The sequence below is a fragment of the Pseudomonas delhiensis genome, assembly GCF_900187975.1.
Lineage (GTDB): Bacteria > Pseudomonadota > Gammaproteobacteria > Pseudomonadales > Pseudomonadaceae > Pseudomonas > Pseudomonas delhiensis.
The window spans coordinates 93,073-117,039 of record NZ_FZPC01000008.1 but is presented as its reverse complement, the minus strand read 5'-3'; the positions used below and the strand labels follow the sequence as shown (position 1 = coordinate 117,039).

At 66.5% G+C, this 23,967-nt stretch carries 26 protein-coding genes, 3 tRNA genes and 1 pseudogene; 19 read left to right on the top strand and 11 right to left on the bottom strand.

What is annotated here, in order from left to right; genetic code table 11:
• Positions 1 to 21: 21 nt before the first annotated feature.
• From CHC02_RS09270 to CHC02_RS09260, 3 genes are all read left to right on the top strand, one after another.
• A complete protein-coding gene (locus CHC02_RS09270; RefSeq protein ID WP_089391185.1) occupies positions 22 to 1,266 on the top strand; it encodes a C69 family dipeptidase in 1,245 nt (414 codons plus the stop codon).
• Between the two features lie 66 nt (positions 1,267 to 1,332).
• Positions 1,333 to 1,977: a carbonate dehydratase gene (gene can, locus CHC02_RS09265; RefSeq protein WP_089391184.1), complete on the top strand. Its 645-nt coding sequence runs from the start codon at positions 1,333 to 1,335 to the stop codon at positions 1,975 to 1,977.
• An 87-nt stretch (positions 1,978 to 2,064) separates the two neighbouring features.
• A complete protein-coding gene (locus tag CHC02_RS09260; protein WP_089391183.1) occupies positions 2,065 to 3,060 on the top strand; it encodes an isocitrate/isopropylmalate dehydrogenase family protein in 996 nt (331 codons plus the stop codon).
• A gap of 2 nt (positions 3,061 to 3,062) precedes the next feature.
• On the opposite strand, the gene CHC02_RS09255 is transcribed toward CHC02_RS09260, so the two are convergent.
• Complete coding sequence (locus CHC02_RS09255) at positions 3,063 to 3,257, bottom strand: hypothetical protein (RefSeq protein ID WP_089391182.1); 195 nt, start codon at positions 3,255 to 3,257, stop codon at positions 3,063 to 3,065.
• 604 nt (positions 3,258 to 3,861) lie between these two features.
• Between CHC02_RS09255 and CHC02_RS30725 the strand changes: the two genes are divergently transcribed.
• The 10 genes and pseudogenes from CHC02_RS30725 (at position 3,862) to CHC02_RS09205 (ending at position 10,940) form a co-directional block, all read left to right on the top strand.
• Complete coding sequence (locus tag CHC02_RS30725; protein WP_089391181.1) at positions 3,862 to 4,296, top strand: type IV pilin protein; 435 nt, start codon at positions 3,862 to 3,864, stop codon at positions 4,294 to 4,296.
• Positions 4,293 to 4,763 (top strand): pilus assembly FimT family protein, encoded by a 471-nt coding sequence (locus tag CHC02_RS09245; RefSeq protein WP_089391180.1) that lies wholly within the window; start codon positions 4,293 to 4,295, stop codon positions 4,761 to 4,763. The genes CHC02_RS30725 and CHC02_RS09245 overlap by 4 nt, the downstream gene beginning before the upstream one ends.
• Positions 4,729 to 5,139, top strand: a complete 411-nt coding sequence (locus CHC02_RS09240) for a type IV pilus modification PilV family protein (protein WP_141137690.1) — start codon at positions 4,729 to 4,731, stop codon at positions 5,137 to 5,139. The genes CHC02_RS09245 and CHC02_RS09240 overlap by 35 nt, the downstream gene beginning before the upstream one ends.
• Positions 5,136 to 5,792 (top strand): PilW family protein, encoded by a 657-nt coding sequence (locus tag CHC02_RS09235; protein ID WP_139210176.1) that lies wholly within the window; start codon positions 5,136 to 5,138, stop codon positions 5,790 to 5,792. Before CHC02_RS09240 ends, CHC02_RS09235 begins: the two co-directional genes overlap by 4 nt.
• Before the next feature lie 15 nt (positions 5,793 to 5,807).
• Entirely contained in the window at positions 5,808 to 7,784 is a 1,977-nt protein-coding gene (locus CHC02_RS09230) for a bactofilin family protein (protein WP_089391177.1), read from the top strand.
• Between the two features lie 792 nt (positions 7,785 to 8,576).
• Positions 8,577 to 8,882: a HigA family addiction module antitoxin gene (locus CHC02_RS09220; protein WP_089391256.1), complete on the top strand. Its 306-nt coding sequence runs from the start codon at positions 8,577 to 8,579 to the stop codon at positions 8,880 to 8,882.
• Between the two features lie 82 nt (positions 8,883 to 8,964).
• A pseudogene (locus tag CHC02_RS30505) lies at positions 8,965 to 9,113 on the top strand (hypothetical protein); the annotation flags it as partial.
• On the top strand, positions 9,110 to 10,198 hold the full coding sequence (locus CHC02_RS09215; protein ID WP_089391175.1) for a phage integrase: 1,089 nt from the start codon (positions 9,110 to 9,112) through the stop codon (positions 10,196 to 10,198). The pseudogene CHC02_RS30505 and the gene CHC02_RS09215, both read left to right, overlap by 4 nt.
• 80 nt (positions 10,199 to 10,278) lie before the next feature.
• Positions 10,279 to 10,524 carry a FitA-like ribbon-helix-helix domain-containing protein gene (locus tag CHC02_RS09210; RefSeq protein ID WP_089391255.1) on the top strand — a complete coding sequence of 82 codons (246 nt, stop codon included), beginning with the start codon at positions 10,279 to 10,281 and terminating at the stop codon, positions 10,522 to 10,524.
• Positions 10,521 to 10,940, top strand: a complete 420-nt coding sequence (locus CHC02_RS09205) for a type II toxin-antitoxin system VapC family toxin (RefSeq protein ID WP_089391174.1) — start codon at positions 10,521 to 10,523, stop codon at positions 10,938 to 10,940. Before CHC02_RS09210 ends, CHC02_RS09205 begins: the two co-directional genes overlap by 4 nt.
• Positions 10,941 to 11,021: 81 nt before the next feature.
• Here the strand turns inward: CHC02_RS09205 and CHC02_RS09200 are convergent.
• The 10 genes from CHC02_RS09200 to CHC02_RS09155 form a co-directional block, all read right to left on the bottom strand.
• Positions 11,022 to 11,098, bottom strand: a tRNA-Met gene (locus CHC02_RS09200).
• Positions 11,099 to 11,275: 177 nt separating this feature from the next.
• Positions 11,276 to 12,376 carry a redox-regulated ATPase YchF gene (gene ychF / locus CHC02_RS09195; protein WP_089391173.1) on the bottom strand — a complete coding sequence of 367 codons (1,101 nt, stop codon included), beginning with the start codon at positions 12,374 to 12,376 and terminating at the stop codon, positions 11,276 to 11,278.
• A gap of 24 nt (positions 12,377 to 12,400) precedes the next feature.
• Entirely contained in the window at positions 12,401 to 12,985 is a 585-nt protein-coding gene (gene pth / locus CHC02_RS09190) for an aminoacyl-tRNA hydrolase (RefSeq protein WP_089391172.1), read from the bottom strand.
• A gap of 42 nt (positions 12,986 to 13,027) precedes the next feature.
• Complete coding sequence (locus CHC02_RS09185) at positions 13,028 to 13,636, bottom strand: 50S ribosomal protein L25/general stress protein Ctc (RefSeq protein ID WP_089391171.1); 609 nt, start codon at positions 13,634 to 13,636, stop codon at positions 13,028 to 13,030.
• A gap of 106 nt (positions 13,637 to 13,742) precedes the next feature.
• Positions 13,743 to 14,684 carry a ribose-phosphate pyrophosphokinase gene (locus CHC02_RS09180; protein WP_024128138.1) on the bottom strand — a complete coding sequence of 314 codons (942 nt, stop codon included), beginning with the start codon at positions 14,682 to 14,684 and terminating at the stop codon, positions 13,743 to 13,745.
• Between the two features lie 84 nt (positions 14,685 to 14,768).
• Positions 14,769 to 14,843: transfer RNA gene (locus CHC02_RS09175), tRNA-Gln, on the bottom strand.
• Between the two features lie 57 nt (positions 14,844 to 14,900).
• Positions 14,901 to 14,975: transfer RNA gene (locus CHC02_RS09170), tRNA-Gln, on the bottom strand.
• Positions 14,976 to 15,007: 32 nt separating this feature from the next.
• Complete coding sequence (gene ispE / locus CHC02_RS09165) at positions 15,008 to 15,856, bottom strand: 4-(cytidine 5'-diphospho)-2-C-methyl-D-erythritol kinase (RefSeq protein ID WP_089391170.1); 849 nt, start codon at positions 15,854 to 15,856, stop codon at positions 15,008 to 15,010.
• A gap of 1 nt (position 15,857) precedes the next feature.
• Positions 15,858 to 16,481 (bottom strand): lipoprotein insertase outer membrane protein LolB, encoded by a 624-nt coding sequence (gene lolB, locus CHC02_RS09160; RefSeq protein WP_089391169.1) that lies wholly within the window; start codon positions 16,479 to 16,481, stop codon positions 15,858 to 15,860.
• A gap of 8 nt (positions 16,482 to 16,489) precedes the next feature.
• Positions 16,490 to 18,211, bottom strand: a complete 1,722-nt coding sequence (locus CHC02_RS09155) for a tetratricopeptide repeat protein (protein WP_089391168.1) — start codon at positions 18,209 to 18,211, stop codon at positions 16,490 to 16,492.
• A gap of 190 nt (positions 18,212 to 18,401) precedes the next feature.
• Between CHC02_RS09155 and hemA the strand changes: the two genes are divergently transcribed.
• The 6 genes from hemA (at position 18,402) to CHC02_RS09125 (ending at position 23,773) form a co-directional block, all read left to right on the top strand.
• Positions 18,402 to 19,670, top strand: coding sequence for a glutamyl-tRNA reductase (hemA, locus tag CHC02_RS09150; protein WP_089391167.1), 1,269 nt, complete (start codon positions 18,402 to 18,404; stop codon positions 19,668 to 19,670).
• Positions 19,667 to 20,749: a peptide chain release factor 1 gene (prfA, locus tag CHC02_RS09145; RefSeq protein ID WP_089391166.1), complete on the top strand. Its 1,083-nt coding sequence runs from the start codon at positions 19,667 to 19,669 to the stop codon at positions 20,747 to 20,749. Before hemA ends, prfA begins: the two co-directional genes overlap by 4 nt.
• A 6-nt stretch (positions 20,750 to 20,755) precedes the next feature.
• Positions 20,756 to 21,586 (top strand): peptide chain release factor N(5)-glutamine methyltransferase, encoded by an 831-nt coding sequence (gene prmC / locus CHC02_RS09140; RefSeq protein ID WP_089391165.1) that lies wholly within the window; start codon positions 20,756 to 20,758, stop codon positions 21,584 to 21,586.
• Positions 21,580 to 22,335 (top strand): molybdopterin-synthase adenylyltransferase MoeB, encoded by a 756-nt coding sequence (locus CHC02_RS09135; RefSeq protein ID WP_089391164.1) that lies wholly within the window; start codon positions 21,580 to 21,582, stop codon positions 22,333 to 22,335. The genes prmC and CHC02_RS09135 overlap by 7 nt, the downstream gene beginning before the upstream one ends.
• The gene (gene murI, locus CHC02_RS09130; protein WP_089391163.1) at positions 22,328 to 23,122 is read left to right on the top strand and encodes a glutamate racemase; all 795 of its coding nucleotides are present in this window, start codon (positions 22,328 to 22,330) and stop codon (positions 23,120 to 23,122) included. Before CHC02_RS09135 ends, murI begins: the two co-directional genes overlap by 8 nt.
• Positions 23,123 to 23,248: 126 nt before the next feature.
• Complete coding sequence (locus CHC02_RS09125; RefSeq protein WP_089391162.1) at positions 23,249 to 23,773, top strand: acyloxyacyl hydrolase; 525 nt, start codon at positions 23,249 to 23,251, stop codon at positions 23,771 to 23,773.
• The last annotated feature ends 194 nt before the right edge of the window (positions 23,774 to 23,967 follow it).

Below are 23,967 nucleotides of genomic sequence, written 5' to 3'. Positions count from 1 at the left end.
GCGCGCGGCAGGGGGGCGTCCATGTGTGACACCCTCGTCCTGCGCGCCGACGGCTGCACCTGGTTCGCCAAGAACAGCGACCGCGAGCCCTCCGAGCCGCAGCGCCTGCTGCGCCTGCCGGCTGTGCATGGCGATACGGCCAGGCAACTGCGCACCACCTACCTGGAGATCCCCCAGGTGCCCGACCGCCATGCCGTCATCCTCAGCCAGCCCGCTTGGCTGTGGGGCGCGGAAATGGGCGTCAACGAGCACGGCGTGGCCATCGGCAACGAAGCGGTCTTCACCCGCCTGGTGGACCAGGGCGGCGAGGCGCTGCTGGGCATGGACCTGGTGCGCCTGGGCCTGGAACGCGGCGCCAGCGCGCGCGAGGCCCTGGAAGTGATCACCGGCCTGCTGGAGCGCCACGGCCAGGGCGGGCCGGCGGGCTTTCGCAACAAGCGCCTGCGCTACGACAACAGCTTCGTCATCGCCGACGCCGGCGAGGCCTGGGTGCTGGAGACCGCCGGCCGCCTGTGGGCCGCCCGGCGGGTGCAGCGCTGGGCCGTCTCCAACGCCCTGAGCATCGGCCACGAGTACGACCTGTGCAGCCACGACCTGCCGGCCCACGCGCGCCGCCTGGGTTGCTGGAACGGCCGCGGCGACTTCCACTTCGCCCGCGCCTTCGATGGCCGCCTGCTGCCCTGGGTGGCCGGGGCGCACCAGCGCCGGCGGCTGAACCAGGAGTTCCTCGCCAGCTGCCCGCGCGAGCCCGGCTGGGAAGCCCTGGTGGTGGCCCTGCGCAACCATGGCCGGCGCGACCACAACTTCACCCGCCACGACAACCGCCAGGTGTGCATGCACGCCGGCAGCTTCTGGCGCCCCTCGCAGACCACCGCCAGCCTCATCGCCCGCCTGGGCCCGGACGGCCCGCGCCTGGCCGCCACCGGCACCTCGGCGCCGTGCCTGTCGCTGTTCCAGCCGCTGGGCTTCGAGGCGGCCGCCGGCGCCAGCCTGCTCAGCAAGGCCGACGACCCGCTGGAGCAGGCGCTGTGGTGCCGCTTCGAGGCGGTGCATCGGCGCGCCCTGGTGGACCCCGAGTTCGCCGCGGCCCTGCGCGCCGGGCACGCCTGGCTCGAGGCCGAGCAGCTCGCCGCGCTGGACCGCCGCAACCCCGACTGGGCGCGCCTGGCCGCCGAGGCCGAGGCCTGGCACGCCGCCTGGCAGCAGCTCGCCGGGCAACTGGAGCCGCGCCTGCCGCGCTGGTGGCGGCAGCACGCCACGCCCTGAGCGGTAGCGCTTGTCAAAGGCCGCCGGCGTTACGTAAGGTGCGCCAGCCGAAGAGGAGGAGCCACCATGAGCGACCTGGAACAGCTGTTCGAGAACAATGCCCGCTGGGCCGAGGCGATCAACCGAGAAGACCCGGATTTCTTCGCCAAGCTGGCGCGCCAGCAGGCCCCCGAGTACCTGTGGATCGGTTGCTCCGATGCCCGGGTGCCGGCCAACGAGATCGTCGGCATGCTGCCCGGCGACCTGTTCGTCCACCGCAACGTCGCCAACGTGGTGCTGCACACCGACCTCAACTGCCTGTCGGTGATCCAGTACGCGGTGGACGTGCTCAAGGTGAAGCACATCCTGGTCACCGGCCACTACGGCTGCGGCGGCGTGCGCGCCTCGCTGCAGGACCAGCAGTTCGGCCTGATCGACGGCTGGCTGCGGACCATCCGCGACCTCGCCTACGAGTACCGCGAGCACCTGGCGCAGTTCGCCACCGAGGAAGAGCGCGTCGACCGCCTGTGCGAGCTGAACGTCATCCAGCAGGTGGCCAACGTCAGCCACACCAACATCGTGCAGAACGCCTGGCACCGCGGCCAGCCGCTGTCGGTGCACGGCTGCATCTACGGCATCAAGGACGGCCGCTGGAAGAACCTCAACGTCACCGTCAGCGGCCTGGACCAGTTGCCGCCGCAGTACCGCCTGCGCCCCATCGGCCAGCTCTGAGCCGTCCCTGCCGGTCGTCCGGCCTGCCTCGCCGGGCGGGCCGGCTGGCCCGAAGATAGTGGGTAGGTTGTCCACGACGAGACGAGCATGCGTGAACTCTGCGTGATCCCCGGCGACGGCATCGGCCGCGAGGTGCTGCCGGCGGCGGTGGCCGTGCTGCAGAAGCTGCTGCCCGGGCTGCGCCTGCGCGAGGCTGAGGCGGGCTGGGACTGCTTCCAGCGCCATGGCACCTCGGTGCCGGAAGCCACCCTGGAGGCCCTGCGGGCATGCGGGGCCGGGTTGTTCGGCGCGGTGTCCTCGCCCAGCCACAAGGTGGAAGGCTACCGCAGCGCCATCCTGCGCCTGCGCCAGGAACTGGGCCTGTACCTCAACCTGCGCCCGGTGCGCACCTGGCCGGTGGTGTCGCCCCGCGCCGGTGTCGACCTGCTGGTCCTGCGCGAGAACAGCGAAGGCCTGTACAGCGGCCGCGAGCACTGGGAAGCCGACGGCGTGGCCATCGCCGAGCGGGTGATCAGCCGCGCCGCCTGCACCCGCCTGGCCCAGGCCGCCTCGGGCATCGCCCGGCAGCGCCAGGCGCGGCGCATCACCCTGGTGCACAAGGCCAACGTGTTGCCGCTGACCTGCGGCCTGTTCCGCGACACCTGCCGCGACCTGCTGGTGACCGAAGGCTGGGGCGACGTGCTCGACGAGCGTCTGGTGGACGTGGCCGCCCTGCAACTGGTGGAGCGCCCGGAAGCCTTCGACCTGATCGTCACCAGCAACCTGTTCGGCGACATCCTCTCCGACCTCGCCAGCCACTGGGGCGGCGGCCTGGCCCTGGCGCCGTCGCTGAACCTGGGCGAGCGGCTGGCCCTGGCCGAGCCGGTGCACGGCAGCGCCCCGGACATCGCCGGCAGCGGCCGCGCCAACCCGCTGGCGGCCATCCTCAGCGCCGCCATGCTGTTGCGCTTCCACTGGCACGACGAAACCGGCGCCGCGCGCATCGAGCGTGCGGTGGAAGGCTTCCTGCGCGACGAAGGCCACCTCGACCATGGCCTGGAAACCACCCGCGTGGTGGGCGAGGGCGTGCTGCAGCGGCTCTAGGGCTACCCCTGCTCGGGGTGGGCGGCCAGCCAGGTCGCGCTGCCGCTGCCCACGGCCAGCAGCGGCAGCACCGCGAGCATCGCGCGCAGGCCACCGCCCATGGGCAGCGCCTGGACGAACAAGGTCCATTCCCGGGCCGCCAGCCCCAGGAACAGGGAAAGACAAACCACAACCAGTGTGCGGACGAGATAACGCATGGCGACGTCCTGAACGAGCGGGAAAAAGAGACCATTGCCCGCTCGGAGCGGGGGCGGGCAATGGCCATGCGGGAGTGCAGGAAATGGAAGAACCTGCCGGGACAAAGGTAGCGTCCGGGGATGCCGTTAGCTAGCTAACGAGCGTGCGAAGGAGTTTTTCCCTGGGTGAAACAATCGTTACTTTCCAGGAAGTCTTGTTCCCGAAAGTTTGTAGGAAATATATGGGGAAGTTGATAGTCGTGATTTCTGCCTGGTGAGTTTGGAGCGATATCCAGGTCGCCCGGTAATTTACGGTTTTCAGATTGTACTTTTCATCCGGCTGATACTTTTTCGTGATCCCATGGATATATGCCTCGTCGATTCAGGGTGTCCGTATTACAGAAAATTCCTAGGAAATATAACGTTTTGAGAAGCAAGCTGGATTTTTTGATTGACGGGGTTTGCAGCGTGAGTGCGGACTTATTCCGTTCGGCCGCTTAAATGTGAGTCCTTCCGTTGTTTTGCTTTCTCCTGGTGGCTTTTCCCCGCTCCGTGACTTTAAGTGGAAAAAGACGCGCAACGCCGCGCGGCACCGTTTTTCCACTCTTCCAGAGCAAGTCCAGACATGCGTCATCGTCCACTCGACTGTCGACAGCGCGGTTTTTCGCTGATCGAGCTGCTCGTCGCCGTTGCGGTGGTCGGCATCCTCTCCGCCATCGCATTACCGGCGTACGACCACTACATCAACAAGTCGCGGATCCGCTCCGCGCAGGTGGACCTCGTCGCCCTGAGCATGGTCATCGAGGCCGGCTACCAGCGCTCGATGGCCTTTCCCGAGGGCGAGTTCAAGGGCACCTCCGCGGTCATGCGGCAGTTCGACGGCTGGCGCCCGTCCGAGCGGGCCTTCAGCTATTCGGTGAGCTCGCTGCCCGGCGGCTACCGGGCCAAGGCCAGGGGCGCCGGCCTCAGCGGCTCGGCGAAGAACTGCAACATGAGCATCGACGAAAAGGGCGTGCGCCGGGGCGATTGCCCCCATGGCGGCGGCAGGGACTGGAAATGAGCCCGAAGCACGCCGGCTACACGCTGATCGAGATGATGGTGGTGGTGGGGCTGGTGGGGCTGCTGGCGATGCTCGCGTCCCCCTTCACCACGACCTGGGTCGAGCACGCCAGGCTGAACACCGCCGAAGGCATCTGGCGCGAGGCCTATGGCCGGGCCAAGGCCGCCGCGCTGCGCAACCCGCACGGCATCGGCGGGGACCGGGCGGCCAGCTTCGTCTGCCTGGGCAAGGGCCAACTGACCGTGCGCTCGGCCAGGGACGCCGACACCCCCGCCAGCTGTACCTCGCCAGTGCTCTGGCAGGCCCGCCTGCCCGAGAAGCTGACCACCCGTCCCAAGGCCGGGAGCCACGCCCTGGTCTGCATGTCCTTCAACAACCGCGGGAGCTCCAGCACGGATGCCACCTGCGCCGGCAACGAGCTCGAACTTGTCTATGGACGCTCCAGTCTTTCCGTCTCCCTCCACTGAGGCCCGCGGCCAGCAGGGCTACGTGCTGCTGGATGCCCTGATCGGCGTGGTGCTGATGTCGATCCTCTGCCTGGGGCTGGCCCTGGGCATGGCCATGACCCTGGCCAACCAGCGCAACGGCAACCTGCAGGCCCTGGCGGTGGCGCAGATGCGCGACCTGCTGCAGCGCAATGGCCAGGACGGCGTCGACCTGTGCGCCCGCGAAGGGGCCGTCATCCAGTTGCCCGGCTCCGCCCGGCCGATCCCGGTGACGGTCACGGGCTGCGCCGCCACCACCGTGCAGGTGGCCGGCACCACCCTCGGGAAGATCAGCCCGCCGCTGCTGCTCAAGGTGTCCCTGGATGGCGACGAAATCGCCGTGGGAGGCGGGGCATGAGGGGCCGGCAAGGGGGCATGAGCCTGGTCGGCCTGATGGTGGGCCTGCTGATCTCGGTGCTGGTGATGCTGGTGCTGATGACCAGCCTGAGGACCTTCTCGTCCATCGGCACCCAGGCCAGGCGCGAGGCCAACCAGGACGGCGAGCTGGCCACGGCCCTGGTCTCGCTGCAGATGGACATCCAGGGGGCGGGCTACGGCATGGCGGCAGGCGCGGGCGAGGCCCTGGCCGTGGCCCGGCTCGCCCTGGACGGCCAGGCGGAGCCCCGGGAGGCCTTGCTCTGGCGCTTCCGGGACGGCGCGCTGCCCACCTGCGGCGGCCTCGTCGAGCGGGCGGGGCGCGATGCGGAAAGCGGCCAGCCCCTGCGCATCCTCTCGCGCCTGCGGGCGCCCGACTGCTCGCTGGGTACCGGCCTGGCGAGCCTCGCCTGGGCGCCGGCCGAGGACCTGCTGCTGTTCCGCAACCGCAGCGAAAGCCAGCTGCGCATCGAACTGGCGGAGGAGGTGTGCTCGCCGTTCGGCGCGATAGGCGAGGCCCGGAGGCACCCCACGGTCACCCTTTCCGCGCCCAGCTCGACGCAGCAGGCCGGGGCCGACGTGCCTCCGGTCAGCTACCGCATCTGCCTCCTCAACCTTCCTGCATCCGACGCCTGACGGGGATCGTCCACCATGAATGCACCTTCTCGCCAACGCGGCGCGGCAACCATCCTCACCGTCCTGGTCAGCGCCCTGGCGCTGGGCGTCATCGCCCTGTCGCTGATCTTCAGCGTGCGCGGCAACCAGGACCGGCAAGTGGCGGCGCAGGCCGCCAGCCAGTCCCAGGCCGGCGTCTGGACCGGCGTGGAGGTCTTCCGCCGGTACTTCCTGAAGCTGGCGGAGGAGGACTCGCAACTGCCCGAGGACGAGTCGCGGCTGGCCCGGCTGGCCGTGGGCGACGAGCGGGAGGCCAGCCTGGGAAGCAATGCGCTGACGCTGAAGATCATCGACGTCGAGCCGCCCGGGGAGGCGGAGGAGGACAGGGCGTACAGCATCACCGCCGACCTGCGCAACCGGCATGCGGTGGCGCAGGCGGCGACGCTGCTGCGGGTCGTCTACCAGGTGACGCCCGGCAGCGCCCCCGGCCCGGAGCACGACGGCGTCATCGACATCCACGGCGATCTCAACGCCTCCGGCGACATCGACATCCAGGGCGAGGAAAACGCCAAGCTCAACGTCGATGGCTCGGCGACCCTCAAGGGCTCGGTCAACGGCGTGGAGTCGCTGCGCGCGACCAAGGACATCACCCTCGAAGGCAGCGCCAGCGTCGGCGAGGCCTACGCCAACGGCACCCTGACGCTGAAAGGCTCGGCCTCCGTGCTCAAGGGCTCGGCGCTGGGCGGCATCGCCATGCAGAGCGGGGCGCAGAGCGGAGAACTGAACACCAACGGCAACCTGCTCATCGACAACGGCCGCGTGGAGACCGGCAACGCCCTGGGCGAGATCCGCGCCGGCGGCGCCGGCTACGGCAGCCTGACTGCCGGCAGGACGCTCACCCTGCGCAACGGCATGGCCGAAACGGCCAATGCGGTGGGGAACATCGCCATCAACGCCTGGCTCGACGTGCGGAGCATCAACAGCCGGGCGACCGTCACTTGCCCGGCGGTAGGCTGGACCACGTTCGACAGCATCAGGGCGCTGGCTGTCAGCAACTGCCCGGCCATCGACAAGGTCCAGGCGCCGGCGGAAGTCAGCTTCGAACTGATGGCCAGGCTCGAGCCCTACGTCATGCCGCAGAAACCGACGGTGGACGCCTACACCCTCAAGGCGGGGGCCAACTACGTCTTCGAATTCGTGGCGGGGCAGCGCCGGGTGACCGTGCGCAACGTCAACGGCCTCGCCGATGGCGAGTACTTCCTGGGCAACTACTCCCACGACGGCAGGGGCTGGAGGGACTTCCTCTGCCTGCAGGTCGACGCCAGCGCCAACTGCCTCGACCCGGCCCCGGCCGATCGCCGGCAGGCCCGGACGATCTGCCAGGGCCACGCGAGCGAGCAGGGCTGCCTGTCCTACGACAGCCGGAACAGGAAGTGGACCCTGGCGGGCAAGAGCCTGGCGCCCGGCGTCCTGTGGTTCGAAGGGGACCTGCACATCTCCAACGGTAACTACCACAACAGCTTCCTGTCGACCCGCTCGATCAGCACCGGCGGCCAGGTGGTCGTCTCGGCGGTCAACTACAGCGGCTTCAAGTTCATCTGCAGCATCCAGTACCCCCACATCGACTTCACGGGGCTCTACCCCAGCAACCTGTGCGACATGGCGATGGGCAAGCTGAAGAGCAACTCCATCGGCAACATAGGACTGCTGGCCGGCGGCGTGGTCGACGGCCAGTTCCGGGGCGGCGACATCACCCTCGGCAGCCAGAGCGAAATCAACGGCAGCGTCATCGCCGGCAACCGCCTGTCCGCCACGGGCGACAGCAAGATCCGCGGCTACATCACCGCCGCCGGCTGGGGAGAGGGCAGCAGCGACTTCCTGAACGACCTCGAACTCGACCTGGCGGACCTCCCGCCGGACTACAGGCCGGAGGATATTCCGGGCATGGGCTCGTGCTTGTCCAACTGCGACGTGAAGGCCAGCGCCAGGGCGAAGTGGGTGAGGTACCTGTGAGGGGAAGACGATATCCGCATAGGGAGCAAAGACAGATGCGGCTTATGGACAGGCTCGATGACTTCAACAGCCTGGTGGAAACCTTCCACTTGCTGAGGTCCCCGGCTAACGCCGCTCACCTGGCACGCTCGCTGGCTCAGATGGAGGCCGGCAAGCCGAGTCGTCGCAAAAGGACGCGTAAGGGGGATAAGGGAAGTAGATGACATCAACCGCCTGGTCATCGGCGGACGGGGAGGTGTTGGAGGCTCCAGGTCGACGGTTCACGTCCTACGGCACATCTTCGCCAGGCATTACAGGATGCAAGGAAGGGACCCCCTAATCTTGCAGAGCATTCCGGGACGCTCCTTGAACATCATGAGCATGTCACCTGAGCACTTGGAGCCCTTCATGCCTCTATCTACGTTAATGCAGTCGACCGAGATATCCGACGTTACTGAAACGGCTGACGACGACGATGTCGAGTTGTGCCTGATCGTGGAGCAGCGTCGCGAAGAGCCTTCCAGGGATGTTTCGTTGGATGAGCTTTGATCCCGATTGCATTGGAGGTTCCTATGGTCACCATCAGAAGCGAGTTGGACATCGAGCCTCCTGTTAGCAAGTGCAAGGCCCGTGCGGCGGACTTCGACGAATGATCTTGCTCGATACCCGTGTTCTTTCAGTATTGAGACGGGCTGAGCTGGAATCGGCCGTTATGCTCTGGATCGATGCGCAGCCCGTGCTCGATCCCTGGAAGAAATAGCCCGCATCGCTAACTCAGTCAGGCCATTAGTGGGCTACCACGAGGGGGAGATCATGAAAACCAACGGAATGCGCCCCGTCCATCCAGGGGAAGTCCTCCGTGAAGAGTTCCTGCTGGAGCTGGGGATAACTCCGACGACCTTGGCACGAGCCCTCAAGGTGTCGGTTCCGACCGTCAACGACATCATTCGCGAGCGTCGAGATGTCTCCGCGGATATGGCTATCCGCTTGGCTCGCTACTTCGGCACGTCGGCTGATTTCTGGATGAACCTGCAGAGCGCGTGCGCGCTGGCCACTGCCTATGCGGCAAATGGTGAGCAAATCGTGCACGAAGTTGAGCCACTGGCCGGTCGTGGCTAGAGCTAGCTACCGAGGGAATGCAAGGGCCTCGCGAATGGCGATGCGGGCGGAAGAGGGGAGATAGGTTGTAGTCTGCCGCCCCAAAAAGGCCATCGAGTCCGCCCGTAAGCTGGAGTTCTGGCACGTGATCGAGGATCACTACTTCGCCAAGGGGTGACTCGGAAGGAGTTCGAGAAGCACATACACCGGCTGATGTGTGATCGCTACTTGAAGAAGGGCTATGCGATATGACGGCCCGCAAGGATGGGAAGACGTGGACCGCTGACTTCTACGACAACGGCCGTTCTGGTCGGCGTATCCGTAAGAAGGGCTTCGCCACTAGGTCAGCAGCCATCCGCTATGAGCAGGACTATTTCGCTGTGAAGGGGGAGACGAGACGCCCGTTGGATGACCGCCTCTCCGATCTGGTGAAGGTCTGGCATGACCTCCATGGCTGCACCCTGAAAGATGGTGAACAGCGCCTGGCGCGATGCTATGCCTTGGCCAAGCGCCTTGGTGATCCGCTCGCCTTCGAATTCGACTCCCTGGCCTGGGCGCGTTATCGACAGCATCGACTGACCGAGGTGAAGCCCGAGACGGTCAACCATGAGCAGCGCTACCTGTCGGCGATCTTCTCGGAGCTGATTCGTCTCGGCTCATGGCACAAGGTGAACCCACTGGCCAAGGTCCGCCAGATCAAGACCGATCAGGTGGAGCTGACCTTCCTGACACTGGACCAGGTGTCGCTGCTGCTGGCGGAGTGCAAGGCCAGCACCAACACGCATACGTACCCCGTTGCTATGTTGTGCCTCGCCACAGGTGCCCGTTGGGATGAAGCCGAAAGCCTTTCCCGAGGCGCCGTCCAGGGTGGGAAGGTCCACTATCACCGAACCAAGAACCGGCAGAGTAGGGCGGTGCCCATTCCCAAGGACCTGGAGAGGCTGATTCTCAATCGAGGCATGCCTGGCACCGGTCGTCTGTTCATGTCCTGCCGTGCCGCCTTTCGCGGTGCTTACCGCCGTTGTGGATTCCATACGCCGGGCCAGATGACGCATATCCTACGGCACACCTTCGCAAGTCATTACATGATGGGCGGAGGCGACATACTGACGTTGCAGCGCATTCTCGGGCATTCCTCCATCACCATGACCATGCGTTATGCACACCTGTCGCCGGAGCATCTGGAGTCCGCCATGCGTCTATCACCCCTTGTGCAGTCGGAGCATCAACTGGATTCAGCAGACATCGACGAAGCTGAAGACGATATGGAGCTATGCCGAATCGTTGAGAAGCGAGTGAACGAGCCGTCTCGGGAGGTTTCTCTGGATGAGCTGTGAACGTTGTCAGGAACCGTTGGTGTAATGGGAGGAGCCCTAGTATGCTATCAGTGATTTCATTGATTGCGTCGGAGGCGATTATGGCCAGCATCACTATTAGAAACCTGGATGAAGATCTCAAAGCCAAGCTTCGCGTGGTTGCCGCCAGCCACGGCCGCTCGATGGAAGAGGAGGTGAGGGTCATCCTCGCTCAAGCGCTCTCCAAGGGAGAGAAGGGTGGGGGCTTGGGTAGCCGAATCCATGCCCGCTTTGCGTCGTTGGGAGGGGGTGAACTGGAACTGCCGGAGCGTAAAACCAAGGCCCGCGCAGCGGATTTTGACGAATGATTCTGATCGACACCAATGTGCTTTCGGAGCTGATGCGAGCCAAGCCTGATCCGGCAGTTGTGGCTTGGCTTGATGCGCAGTCTGTGAGTGATTTGCACATCAGCGCGATCACCGTGGCAGAGATTCTCTACGGCGTAGCCAAGCTGCCCGACGGGAAGCGTAAACAGGCGCTCCACACCATGGCTCTTGCAATGTTCGGGGAATACTTTGCCGGTAACATCCTGCCGTTCGATGCCGATGCAGCGGTGCACTATGCCGAACTGGTGGCTGCGAGCGAAGCGCGGGGCGAGGTTGCCGATATGGCGGATGGGCAGATTGCGGCGATCGCCAGGTTGAATGGCGCGCAGATCGCCACACGGAATGTCCGGCACTTCGAAAGCTTTGGTGTTCCGCTGATTGATCCCTGGAAGGGCTAGGCGGTAGACACGCTGTAGTCACTTTGTAGTCACTACAGGCAAAAGAAAAGGGGCTAGCTTTCGCTAACCCCTTGAAAATAATGGTGGCTACACCGGGACTTGAACCTGGGACATCAGCATTATGAATGCTGCGCTCTAACCGACTGAGCTATGTAGCCGAGTGGCGCGCATTTTCCGGATCTTTCGGGGGGCTGTCAACCCCCTTTGGCTAGATATTTTTCTGTTCTTTCAAGCGTTTAGCGGGACGAGCGGTAGGGCGGGAACGAAAAAGGCCCCGCGGGGTGCTCGGGGCCTTTTCTCGTCCTGGGCTGGCGCTTTGGGCGCCTGCGAAGGGCTTAGACGTTGAAGCGGAAGTGCATCACGTCGCCGTCCTTGACGATGTAGTCCTTGCCTTCCAGGCGCCATTTGCCGGCTTCTTTCGCGCCCTGTTCGCCCTTGAACTGGATGAAGTCGTCGTAGGCGACCACTTCGGCGCGGATGAAACCTTTTTCGAAGTCGGTGTGGATCACCGCCGCGGCCTGCGGGGCGGTGGCGCCGACGCGGACGGTCCAGGCGCGGACTTCCTTTACTCCGGCGGTGAAGTAGGTCTGCAGGTGCAGCAGTTCGTAACCGGCGCGGATCACGCGGTTCAGGCCGGGTTCTTCGAGGCCGAGGGACTCGAGGAACATGTCCTTCTCCTCGCCGTCGTCCAGTTCGGCGATCTCGGCCTCGATCTTGTTGCACACCGGCACCACCATGGCGCCTTCTTCCTCGGCTATGGCTTTCACCACGTCCAGGTGCGGGTTGTTCTCGAAGCCGTCTTCGGCGACGTTGGCGATGTACATCACCGGCTTGCTGGTCAGCAGATGGAAGCCGCGCACCAGGCGCTTCTCTTCGTCACCGAGGTTCTTCATCAGCGAGCGCGCCGGCTTGCCTTCGCTGAAGTGCGGGATCAGCTTCTCCAGCAGGGATTTCTGCGCGATCGCATCCTTGTCGCCGCCCTTGGCGTTGCGCGCGACCTTCTGCAGCTGCTTCTCGCAGCTTTCCAGGTCGGCGAAGATCAGTTCCAGTTCGATGATCTCGATGTCGCGCTTGGGGTCGACGCTGTTGGCCACGTGGATGACGTTGTCGTCCTCGAAGCAGCGCACCACGTGGGCGATGGCGTCGGTCTCGCGGATGTTGGCGAGGAACTTGTTGCCCAGGCCTTCACCCTTGGAGGCGCCTTCCACCAGGCCGGCGATGTCGACGAATTCCATGGTGGTGGGGATCACCCGCTCGGGCTTGACGATCGCCGCCAGGGCGTCGAGGCGCGCGTCGGGCATGGGGACGATGCCGCTGTTCGGCTCGATGGTGCAGAAGGGGAAGTTCTCTGCCGCGATACCCGATTTGGTCAGGGCGTTGAACAGGGTGGATTTGCCGACGTTGGGCAAGCCGACGATGCCGCAGTTGAAGCCCATGCTGTGTACCTCTGGCGAGACGTGTCAGGCCTTCGGGCTGTGCAGCTTCTGCATCGCGCGGGTCCAGTCGCCTGCGAGCATTTCCGGCAGCACGCCGAGGGCGGAATCGATGCTGGCGTCCAGCAGCTCCTGCTCGCTGCGCGGGGCGCGGCCGAGGACGAAGCCGGAGACCAGGCTGCTGTGCCCCGGATGGCCGATGCCAAGCCGCAGGCGATGGAAGCCGTTCTGGTTGCCGAGCTGGGCGATGATGTCGCGCAGCCCGTTGTGCCCGCCGTGGCCGCCGCCCTTCTTGAGCCTGGCGGTGCCGGGGGGCATGTCGAGTTCGTCGTGGGCCACCAGGATGGCTTCGACCGGGATGCGGAAGAACCCGGCGAGCGCCGCCACGGCCTGGCCGCTGCGGTTCATGTAGGTGGTGGGGATGAGCAGACGAACGTCGCGGCCCTGGTGGCTGAACTTGCCGACCAGGCCGAAATACTTCCTGTCGGGGCTCAGGCTGACGCGTTCGCGGTCGGCCAGGCGCTCGACGAAAAGGGCCCCCGCGTTATGCCGGGTCTGTTCGTATTCCGGGCCTGGGTTGCCCAGGCCAACGATCAGTTGCACGGCGGTCACGACGGGGGCCCTTTCCTTGGAGGCTAAGAGGCTGGCGAGTGATTACTCGGCAGCGCCTTCACCTTCTTCCTTGACTACGCGCGAAGCGTGGATGTTGGCCACGGCCAGGTCGTTGCCATGGGCCAGCTGAACCAGTTCCACGCCTTTCGGCAGCTTGAGGTCGGACAGGTGAACGATCTGGCCGACTTCGACTTTCGCCAGGTCGACTTCGATGAATTCCGGCAGGTCTTTCGGCAGGCAGGAAACTTCGACTTCGGAGATGACGTGGGAAACTTCACCGCCGCCTTGCTTGACGCCAACTGCGGTTTCCTCGTTGAGGAAGTGCAGCGGAACGTGAGCGGTCAGCTTGTGGTCGGCGACGACGCGCAGGAAGTCGGCGTGCATGACGAAGCCTTTGGCCGGGTGGCGCTGCAGGGCCTTGATCAGCACGGTTTCCTTGGCGCCATCGACGTTCAGGGCGATGACGTGGCTGAAGGCAGCCTCGTTTTCCAGCAGCTTGGCGATTTCACGCAGTTCCAGGGTCACGGAAACCGGGGCTTTCTCGCCGCCGTAGATGACCGCGGGAACCAGACCGGCATTACGACGCAGGCGGCGGCTCGCACCTTTCCCCAGGTCGGAACGCGCTTGGGCATTCAGAACAAAGTCAACCATTACACTATCTCCAAAATGACAAGATCGCCCGAGCGCTTGCGACCAGCGTTCGGGCGACTCTTCAAATGCCCCGCCGCGGCGGGGCGCTTTCGTCAGGCCCTGTTCCTCAGCGGAACATGGCGCTGATCGATTCTTCGTTGCTGATCCGGCGCATGGCTTCGGCGACGACCGGCGCGATGTCCAGTTGACGGATGCGGCCACAGGCCTGGGCAGCGGCGGACAGCGGGATGGTGTTGGTCACCACCAGCTCGTCCAGTACGGAACCCTCGATGTTCTCGATGGCACGGCCCGACAGCACCGGGTGGGTGCAGTAGGCGATGACCTTGGCGGCGCCGTGCTCTTTCAGAGCCTTGGCGGCGTGGCCGAGGGTGCCGGCGGTATCGACCATGTCGTCGACCAGTACGCAGGTACGGCCTTCGACATCACCGATGATGTGCATGACTTCGGACTGGTTGGCCTTCGGGCGACGCTTGTCGATGATGGCCAGGTCCACGCCCAGGGACTTGGCGACGGCGCGGGCGCGCACCACGCCACCGATGTCCGGGGAGACGATCATCAGGTTCTCGAAGCGCTGGTCCTCGATGTCGTCGACCAGCACGGGCGAGCCGTAGATGTTGTCGACGGGGATATCGAAGAAGCCCTGGATCTGGTCGGCGTGCAGGTCGACGGTGAGGACGCGGTTGACGCCCACGACGGTCAGCATGTCGGCCACGACCTTGGCGCTGATGGCCACGCGGGCGGAACGCGGACGGCGATCCTGGCGGGCATAGCCGAAGTAGGGGATGACCGCGGTGATGCGAGTGGCCGAGGAGCGGCGGAAGGCATCGGCCATCACCACCAGTTCCATCAGGTTGTCGTTGGTCGGCGCGCAGGTCGGCTGGATCAGGAAGACGTCCTTGCCGCGGACGTTCTCGTTGATTTCGACACTGATTTCGCCATCGGAGAACTTGCCGACGGAAACATCACCGAGGGGAATGTGCAGTTGACGCACGACTCGGCGTGCCAGGTCGGGGTTGGCGTTCCCCGTGAAGACCATCATCTTGGACACGCGCAGTACCTGCCGGCTGAGGGTGGGCCTGATGAACCAAAAAGCTGTTCAAAGGCCGTGGCTTTTGAACAGCTTTTTTGTATATGGCAGGGGCGGCTGGATTCGAACCAACGCATGGCAGGATCAAAACCTGCTGCCTTACCGCTTGGCGACGCCCCTATGAATTTTGCTGTGCAGCGCTTCGGTTACCGTCGTACGCAACCCCCGTGGGGTTAATGGCAGGGGCGGCTGGATTCGAACCAACGCATGGCAGGATCAAAACCTGCTGCCTTACCGCTTGGCGACGCCCCTGTATCGTACAACCGAATGCTCTGCATCCCTTCTCAGGTCAGTTCTTGAAGCTTGCGATGCAGCAGGGAGGTGTTGCGACCCCGTGCGACGAAGCTTGGCAGAGTGGCCGGAAGTTGGCGGCGAACTTTATCAGCATCGCCCTGGTTTGGGAAGCTCCCAAACACACAAGCTCCGGTTCCGGTCAATCTGGCCGATGTGAATTTGTTCAACAACATCAGCGCGTTACGTACAGCTGGGTAACGTTTCTCGACGACCGTCTGACAGTCGTTTCGACCGTCCACCCCGAGAAGGCTGCGAACTTTAATGGGCGGAGTATCCCGTGTCAACTCGGGATCGGAGAAAACTTCTGCTGTGCTGACAAAGACTTGCGGCACGACGACGAGGAACCAGGGCTCCTCCAGTTCGACCGGCGTGAGCCGCTCGCCCACCCCTTCGGCGAAGGCCGCGCGGCCGCGCACGAACACCGGCACGTCGGCGCCCAGGCCCAGGCCCAGGGCCGCCAGGCGGTCCTCGTCCCAGCCCAGTTGCCAGAGGTGGTTGAGGCCGACCAGGGTGGTGGCCGCGTCGGAGCTGCCGCCGCCGATGCCGCCGCCCATGGGCAGGCGCTTGTCCAGCCAGATGTCGGCGCCCAGCCTGGTGCCGGACTGCTCCTGCAACTGGCGCGCGGCGCGGACGATCAGGTTGCTGTCGTGGGGCACGCCGGGGATGTCGGTGTGCAGGCGGACCTGCCCGTCCTCGCGGGGGGCGAAGTGCAGTTCGTCGGCGTGGTCGAGGAACTGGAACAGCGTCTGCAGCTCGTGGTAGCCGTCGGCGCGGCGGCCGAGGACGTGCAGGAACAGGTTGAGCTTGGCCGGGGCCGGCAGGGTCAGGCGCGCTTGCATGTCAGCGGGCCTGGCCGAGCAGGCGCGGCTGCCAGCTCTTGATCACCAGGGTGACGTCCAGGTCCTTGCCGTGCAGCTTCAGGCGCTCGGGCAGCCAGTAGCCGTCCTGCTGGGCGTAGCTGCTGTATTCCACGTCCCAGCCGTCCTGCTCCAGGCGCGCCAGGCGGCTGTCGCTGTCGAGGGTCAGGCGGCTCTTGCTGTCCGGCGCCGGCAGGCCGCGTACCCACCAGAGCAGGTGCGACACCGGCAGGCGCCAGCCCATCTGCTGCTCCAGCAGGGCCTCGGGGGACTCGGCCTGGTAGCGGCCCTGCCCGGCGACTTCCAGTGTCACCGCGCCCTCGCGCCCGGTCAGGCGCGCGGCGCCGCGGCCCAGCGGGCCGGACAGGCGGATGTCGTAGTAGCCCTGGCGTTGCAGCCAGAACAGGGTGCCGCTGCCGGAGTCCTTCGGGGCGCGGATGCCGACCTTGCCGTCGATCTGCCAGCCGTCGAGGGCGGCGACGCGTTCCTTGTGGGTCTTCCAGCTGTCGGCGTTGCCCTGGCCTTGCAGGGCTTCCTGGGTGGTGAAGCCGGCGCAGCCGCTGAGCAGGAGCAGGGCGGCGGCGCCAAGGACGTGAATCAGACGCATGGGAAATCTCAGGGGGTCTTGGACCCGGTCAGGCGCAGCAGGGTGTCGCGCAGCACCGGGCTATCGGGCTGGTTCTGCAGGGCGGCGCTCCAGACTTCGCGGGCCTCGCGCTGCTTGCCGCGGGCCCAGAGCACTTCGCCCAGGTGCGCGGCCACTTCGTGGTCGGGGAATTTCTCCAGGGCCTGGCGCAGGTAGGTCTCGGCCTGGTCCAGGTTGCCCAGGCGGTAGTTGACCCAGCCCAGGCTGTCGAGGATGGCCGGGTCGTCCGGGTTCAACTGGTGGGCCTTCTGGATCAGCTCGCGGGCCTCGTCGTAGCGCGTGGTGCGGTCGGCCAGGGTGTAGCCCAGGGCGTTGAGCGCCATGGCGTTGTCCGGCTCGCGCTGGATGATCAGGCGCAGGTCCTTCTCCATCTGCACCAGGTCGTCGCGCTTCTCCGCCAGCATGGAGCGGGTGTAGAGCAGGTTGAGGTCGTCGGGGAACTGCTTGGTGCCCTGCTCGATGACCTGCCAGGCGCGGTCGGCCTGGTTGCGGTTGGACAGGCCCTCGGCCTCGATCAGGTACAGCTGGATGGCGTAGTCGGGCTGGCGCTCGCGGGCCTCGGCCAGGCGCCGCGAGGCTTCCGCGCTGCGCCCGGAGTCCATGAGGATCTCGCTCTGGCGAAGCTGCGCCGGGAGGAAGTCGTTGCCCGGGCCGACCTGGGCGTATTCCTTGAGCGCGGTCTCCGGGTCCTTCTGCTCCTCGGCGAGGCGGCCGAGGTTGAAGTGCGCGGCGTCGGTGTGGCTGTCGCGCTCGACCAGTTCCTGCAGGTAGACCTTGGCCTCGTTCCAGGCCTGGGCTTCCAGGCACACCAGGGCCAGGGAGAAGCGCAGGTCGTCGTCGTCGGGGAACTGCTGCACCAGGGCGGAGAACTCGGCCTTGGCGTCGTCCAGGCGGTTCTGCTCCACCAGCAGGCGGGCGTAGGCCAGGCGTACGCGCTTGTCGTCCGGGTGCTCCTTGATGCCGGCCTTGAGCAGCGGCAGGGCCTCGTCGCTGCGCTTCATGCTCTGCAGCAGGCGCGCGCGCAGCAGCATGGGGGCCACGTCATGGCGGCTGGCCGGCTTGCTCTCCAGCAGGCCCAGGGCCTCCTGCGGGCGGCCGTCCTGCTGCAGCAGCAGGGCCTTGCCGAACAGCAGCTGGCCGTTGTCGGGGTACTTCTTCAGCAGGCGGTCGAAGCTCTGCAGCAGGCCGGCGCGGGTGTCGGCGTCGGTTTCCGCGGCGGACAGGGCGAGGAAGTCGAAGTGGGTGTCGCCCTGGCCGTTGAGGACCTTCTCCATGTACACCATGGATTCGTCGTACTGGCCGGTGCGCGCCAGCTGCAGGGCGGCGGCGCGCTGCGCGTCGAGGTCGTCGGGGGCGGCCTTGGCCCAAATCAGCGAGGTGTCCAGGGCTTCCTGGTCGGCGCCCAGGTACTCGGCGATGCGGAAGGCGCGCTCGGCCACGCCCGGGTCCTGGGTCTGCCTGGCCTGGTCGACGTAGTTGGCCAGGGCGATGTCGAAGCGGTTGCGCTGGCCGGCGATCTCCGCCACCAGCAGGGAATACAGGGTGTCCTCGCTGAAGGAACCGTACTTGCGGCCCTTCTCCGCGCTGGCCGCACTGTCCTTGGCCGGCTTCGGCGCCGGTTCCTTGTGCAGCATGGATTGGCAGCCACCGAGCAGCAACAGGGCGGTCAGCAGCGCTAGGGATTTGTTCATAGACGAAAGAGAGGGACCTGGACGGCGGGTTGTGCCCCATCATGACATAAGCCATTCGGCAAGCCCATGGGGTGGGGGCAGCCAAAACCCAGCATAGACGCACAGATCGACTGCTTGTATTGCGGTGGTTGTCCTCTACCGGTCGACGTAGGACAATTGCGGGCTTCCCGAATTACCTCAGCGATCCCGCATGGCCTTCATTGCCCTTGGCATCAACCACAAGACAGCTTCGGTGGCCGTCCGTGAGCGCGTGGCGTTCACGCCCGGGCAGATGGTCGAGGCCCTGCAGTTGCTCTGCCGGCTGACCGCCAGCCGCGAGGCGGCGATCCTTTCCACCTGCAACCGCAGCGAACTCTACCTGGAGCTGGAGCACCCGGAGGCCGAGGACGTGCTGGCCTGGCTGGCCGACTACCACCGCCTGAGCCTGGACGAGCTGCGCAGCTGCGCCTACGTGCACGAGGACGAGGACGCGGTGCGCCACATGATGCGCGTGGCCGCCGGCCTGGACTCCATGGTGCTGGGCGAGCCGCAGATCCTCGGCCAGATGAAGTCCGCCTACGCCGTGGCCCGCGAGGCCGGCACCATAGGCCCGATGCTCGGTCGCCTGTTCCAGGCCACCTTCAGCACCGCCAAGACCGTGCGCACCGACACCGCCATCGGCGAGAACCCGGTGTCGGTGGCCTTCGCCGCGGTCAGCCTGGCGCGGCAGATCTTCAGCGACCTGCACCGCAGCCAGGCGCTGCTGATCGGCGCCGGCGAGACCATCACCCTGGTCGCCCGCCACCTGCACGAGCAGGGCGTGAAGCGCATCGTGGTGGCCAACCGCACCCTCGAACGCGCCAGCCTGCTGGCCCAGGAGCTGGGCGCCGAGGCCATCCTGCTGGCGGACATGCCCGAGCACCTGGCGCACAGCGACATCGTCATCAGCTCCACCGCCAGCCAGTTGCCGATCCTCGGCAAGGGCGCGGTGGAGCGGGCGCTCAAGCAGCGCCGGCACAAGCCGATGTTCATGGTCGACATCGCCGTGCCGCGCGATATCGAGCCGGAAGTCGGCGAGCTGGACGACGTCTACCTCTATAGCGTCGACGACCTCCACGAAGTGGTCGCCGAGAACCTCAAGAGCCGCCAGGGCGCGGCCCAGGCCGCCGAGGAACTGGTCGGCGAGGGCGTCGTCGAGTTCATGCAGCGCCTGCGCGAGCTGGCCGCGGTGGACGTGCTGCGCGCCTACCGCCAGCAGGCCGAGCGCCTGCGCGACGAGGAACTGCAGAAGGCCCAGCGCCTGCTGGCCAACGGCGGCGACCCCGGCGACATCCTCGCCCAGCTGGCCCGCGGCCTGACCAACAAGCTGCTGCACGCGCCCAGCGTGCAGATGAAGAAACTCTCCGCCGAGGGCCGCATCGATGCGCTGGCCCTGGCGCAGGAACTGTTCGCCCTCGAGGAGGGCACTGAGAAGCGATGAAAGCCTCCCTGCTGACCAAGCTGGACAACCTCAGCGACCGCTACGAGGAGCTCACCGCTCTGCTCGGCGACGCCGAGGTGATCAGCGACCAGACCAAGTTCCGCGCCTATTCCCGCGAGTTCGCCGAAGTCGAACCGGTGATCCTGGCGTTCCGCGACTTCCGCAAGACCCAGGCCGACCTCGAGGGCGCCCAGGCGCTGCTCAAGGACAGTGACCCGGACCTGCGCGAGATGGCCGAGGAAGAGGTCGCCAGCGCCAGGGCCTCCCTGGCCGAGCTGGAAGACCGCCTGCAGCGCATGCTGCTGCCCAGGGACCCGAACGACGGGCGCAACGTGTTCCTGGAAATCCGCGCCGGCACCGGCGGCGACGAGGCGGCGATCTTCTCCGGCGACCTGTTCCGCATGTACTCGCGCTATGCCGAGCGCCAGGGCTGGCGCGTCGAGGTGCTCTCGGAGAACGAGGGCGAGCACGGCGGCTACAAGGAAGTGATCGCCCGCGTCGAGGGCGACAGCGTCTACGCCAAGCTCAAGTTCGAATCCGGCGCGCACCGCGTGCAGCGCGTGCCGGCGACCGAGTCCCAGGGTCGCATCCACACCTCCGCCTGCACCGTGGCGGTGCTGCCGGAACCCGACGAGCAGGCGGCCATCGAGATCAACCCGGCCGACCTGCGGGTAGACACCTACCGCTCCTCCGGCGCCGGCGGCCAGCACGTGAACAAGACCGACTCGGCCGTGCGCATCACCCACATCCCCTCGGGCATCGTGGTGGAGTGCCAGGAAGAGCGTTCGCAGCACAAGAACCGCGCCAAGGCCATGGCCTGGCTGGCGGCCAAGCTCAACGACCAGCAGCAGGCCGCGGCGCAGCAGGCCATCGCCAGCACCCGCAAGCTGCTGGTGGGCTCGGGCGACCGCTCCGAGCGCATTCGCACCTACAATTTCCCGCAGGGGCGGGTCACCGACCACCGCATCAACCTCACCCTGTACTCCCTGGGCGAAGTCATGGAGGGCGAAGTGGAACAGGTGATCGAGCCGCTGTTGCAGGAATACCAGGCCGACCAGTTGGCCGCCCTGGGAGATTGAGGCGCCATGGCCACCATCATGACCCTGCTCGCCGAAGCGCAATTGCCCGACTCGCCCAGCGCGCGCCTGGACGCCGAGCTGCTGCTGGCCGCCGCCCTGGGCAAGCCGCGCAGCTTCCTGCGCACCTGGCCGGAGCGGGTGGTCGACCGCGAGGTGCGTGAGCGCTTCGAAGGCTGGCTGGCGCGCCGCCGCGCCGGCGAACCGGTGGCCTACATCCTTGGCCGCCAGGGCTTCTGGAGCCTGGACCTGGAAGTGGCGCCGCACACCCTGATCCCGCGGCCGGACACCGAGCTGCTGGTGGAAGCCGCCCTGCAACTGGTGCCGGCCAGCCCGGCGCGGGTGCTCGACCTGGGCACCGGCACCGGCGCCATCGCCCTGGCCCTGGCCTGCGAGCGCCTGAGCTGGCAGGTCACCGGCGTCGACCGCATTCCCGAGGCCGTGGCCCTGGCCGAGCGCAACCGCGAGCGCCTGCGCCTGGCCAACGTCGGCTTCCGCCAGAGCCACTGGTTCTCCGCCCTGGAAGGCGAGCGCTTCGCCCTGATCGTCGGCAACCCGCCGTACATCCCCGGCAGCGACCCGCACCTGCAGCAGGGCGACGTGCGCTTCGAGCCGAAGAGCGCGCTGGTGGCCGGCGCCGACGGCCTCGACGACATCCGCCTGATCGTCGGCCAGGCCCCGCGCTTCCTGGAACCGGGCGGCTGGCTGCTGCTGGAGCACGGCTACGACCAGGGCCCGGCGGTGCGCGACCTGCTGCTGGGCAACGGTTTCCGCGAGGTGGAAAGCCGCCGCGACCTCGGCGGCCATGAACGCATCAGCCTGGGGCGCCTGCCATGTTGAACGACGAAGAACTGCTGCGCTACAGCCGGCAGATCCTCCTGCCGCAGATCGACATCGACGGCCAGCTGCGCCTGAAGAACGCCCGCGCGCTGATCGTCGGCCTCGGCGGCCTGGGCTCGCCGGTGGCGCTGTACCTGGCCGCGGCCGGCGTCGGCGAGCTGCACCTGGCCGACTTCGACAGCGTCGACGTGACCAACCTGCAGCGCCAGGTGGTGCACGACAGCACCCAGGTCGGGCGCAGCAAGGTGGACTCGGCCATGGCCCGCCTGGCCGCCATCAACCCGCAGGTGAAGCTGGTGCCGCACCGCCAGGCGCTGGACGGGGATTCCCTGGCCGCGGTGCTGGCCCAGGTCGACCTGGTGCTGGACTGCTGCGACAACTTCTCCACCCGCGAGGCGGTCAACGCCGCCTGCGTCGCCGCCGGCAAGCCGCTGGTCAGCGGCGCGGCCATCCGCCTGGAAGGCCAGCTCTCGGTGTTCGACCCGCGCCGCGACGACAGCCCCTGCTACCACTGCCTCTACGGCCATGGCAGCGAAGCCGAGCTGACCTGCAGCGAGGCCGGCGTGGCCGGGCCGCTGGTGGGCCTGGTGGGCAGCCTGCAGGCGCTGGAGGCGCTGAAGCTGCTGGCCGGCTTCGGCGAGCCGCTGGTGGGCCGCCTGCTGCTGGTGGATGCCTTGGGCACGCGCTTCCGCGAGCTGCGCGTGAAGCGCGACCCGCAGTGCTCGGTCTGCGGCGTAACGCATGGCTGACGAGCGGCCGATAGGCGTCTTCGACTCCGGCGTCGGCGGCCTTTCGGTGCTGCGCGAGATCCGCGCGCGGCTGCCCGGCGAATCGCTGGTGTACCTGGCCGACTGCGGCCACGTGCCCTACGGCGAGAAAACCCCGGAATACATCCGCGAGCGCTGCCGGCGCATCGCCGAATTCCTCATCGCCCAGGACTGCAAGGCCCTGGTGCTGGCCTGCAACACCGCCACCGCGGCGGCCGCCTCCGACCTGCGGGAGCGTTATCCACAACTGCCGATCCTGGCCATGGAACCGGCGGTGAAGCCGGCCGCGGCGGCGACCCGCAGCGGCGTGGTCGGCGTGCTGGCCACCACCGGCACCTTGAAGAGCGCGCGCTTCGCCGCGCTGCTCGACCGCTTCGCCAGCGACGTGCGGGTAATCACCCAGCCCTGCCCGGGGCTGGTCGAGCGCATCGAGGCCGGCGACCTGGACGGGCCGCAGACCCGCGAACTGCTCCAGGGCTTCGTCGAGCCGCTGCTGGCCGAGGGCTGCGACACCCTGATCCTCGGCTGCACCCATTACCCCTTCCTGCGCCCGCTGCTGGGCCGGATGCTGCCCAGCGGGGTATCGCTGATCGACACCGGCGCCGCCGTGGCCCGCCACCTGCAGGCATCGCTGGCCAGCCGTGGCCTGCAGGCACTGGGGCCGGCAAAAAAAACGCACTTCTTCACCAGCGGGGCGGTCGAGATGTTCGAAAGGGTGTTGCCGGTGTTGTGGGGCCTTGATGGATCGGTCAGATTTTTTGCCGATTGAGCAAAGCAGATTCTGAAGAGGCGTAACAATCTGCTGACAATTCCCAGGCCTGATCTGGCAATTCGCCTTATAATCGTTAGCTATTCGCGGGGATTTTTCATTCAGCTTATCCATAAGGATCTTTCGATGAAGAAGCTACTCTCGCAGGCCGCCTTGGCCGCAATCATGATGGTGGGTGCAGCCGGCGCAGCGCAGGCGGCGAATCTGACCGCCGCGGCAGGTGCCACCGGCCAGGGTGACATGACCCTGCGCCTGGGCGCGAGTTTCGATTGGGACAAGACCTGGTGGCAAAGCAGTACCGGCCACCTGACCGGCTACTGGGACACCGGCGTCACCTACTGGGGCGCCGGCGACCGCGCGGGTGCCCGTTATTCGCTGTCCTTCTCGCCGGTGTTCGTCTACCAGTTCAACGGCGACAGCGTGAAGCCCTTCATCGAGGCCGGCATCGGCGTCGCCGGCTTCAGCGGCTCCGAGGTCGGCGACCATGACCTGGGCAGCGCCTTCGCCTTCGAGGACCGCCTGGGCTTCGGCCTGAAGTTCGTCGGCGGCCAGTCGGTGGGCATCCGCGCCATCCACTACTCGAATGCCGGGCTGTCGATGCCCAACGACGGCATCGAGTCCTACAGCCTGTTCTACAGCCATCCGCTGTAAGAGTTTTGCTGTACGAAAAAACCGGCCCAGGTGGCCGGTTTTTTCATGCCCTGGGTTTACGAGCCATTCTCCGGAAATCCGTAGGGCGGACATTAGTGTTCCGGCCGACGGCGGATAACCCGGCACGATTCGCGGATGAGATCCGCTCCGACGTCTCGCCCACGTCGTTCCCATGTAGGAGCGGGTAGCACCGC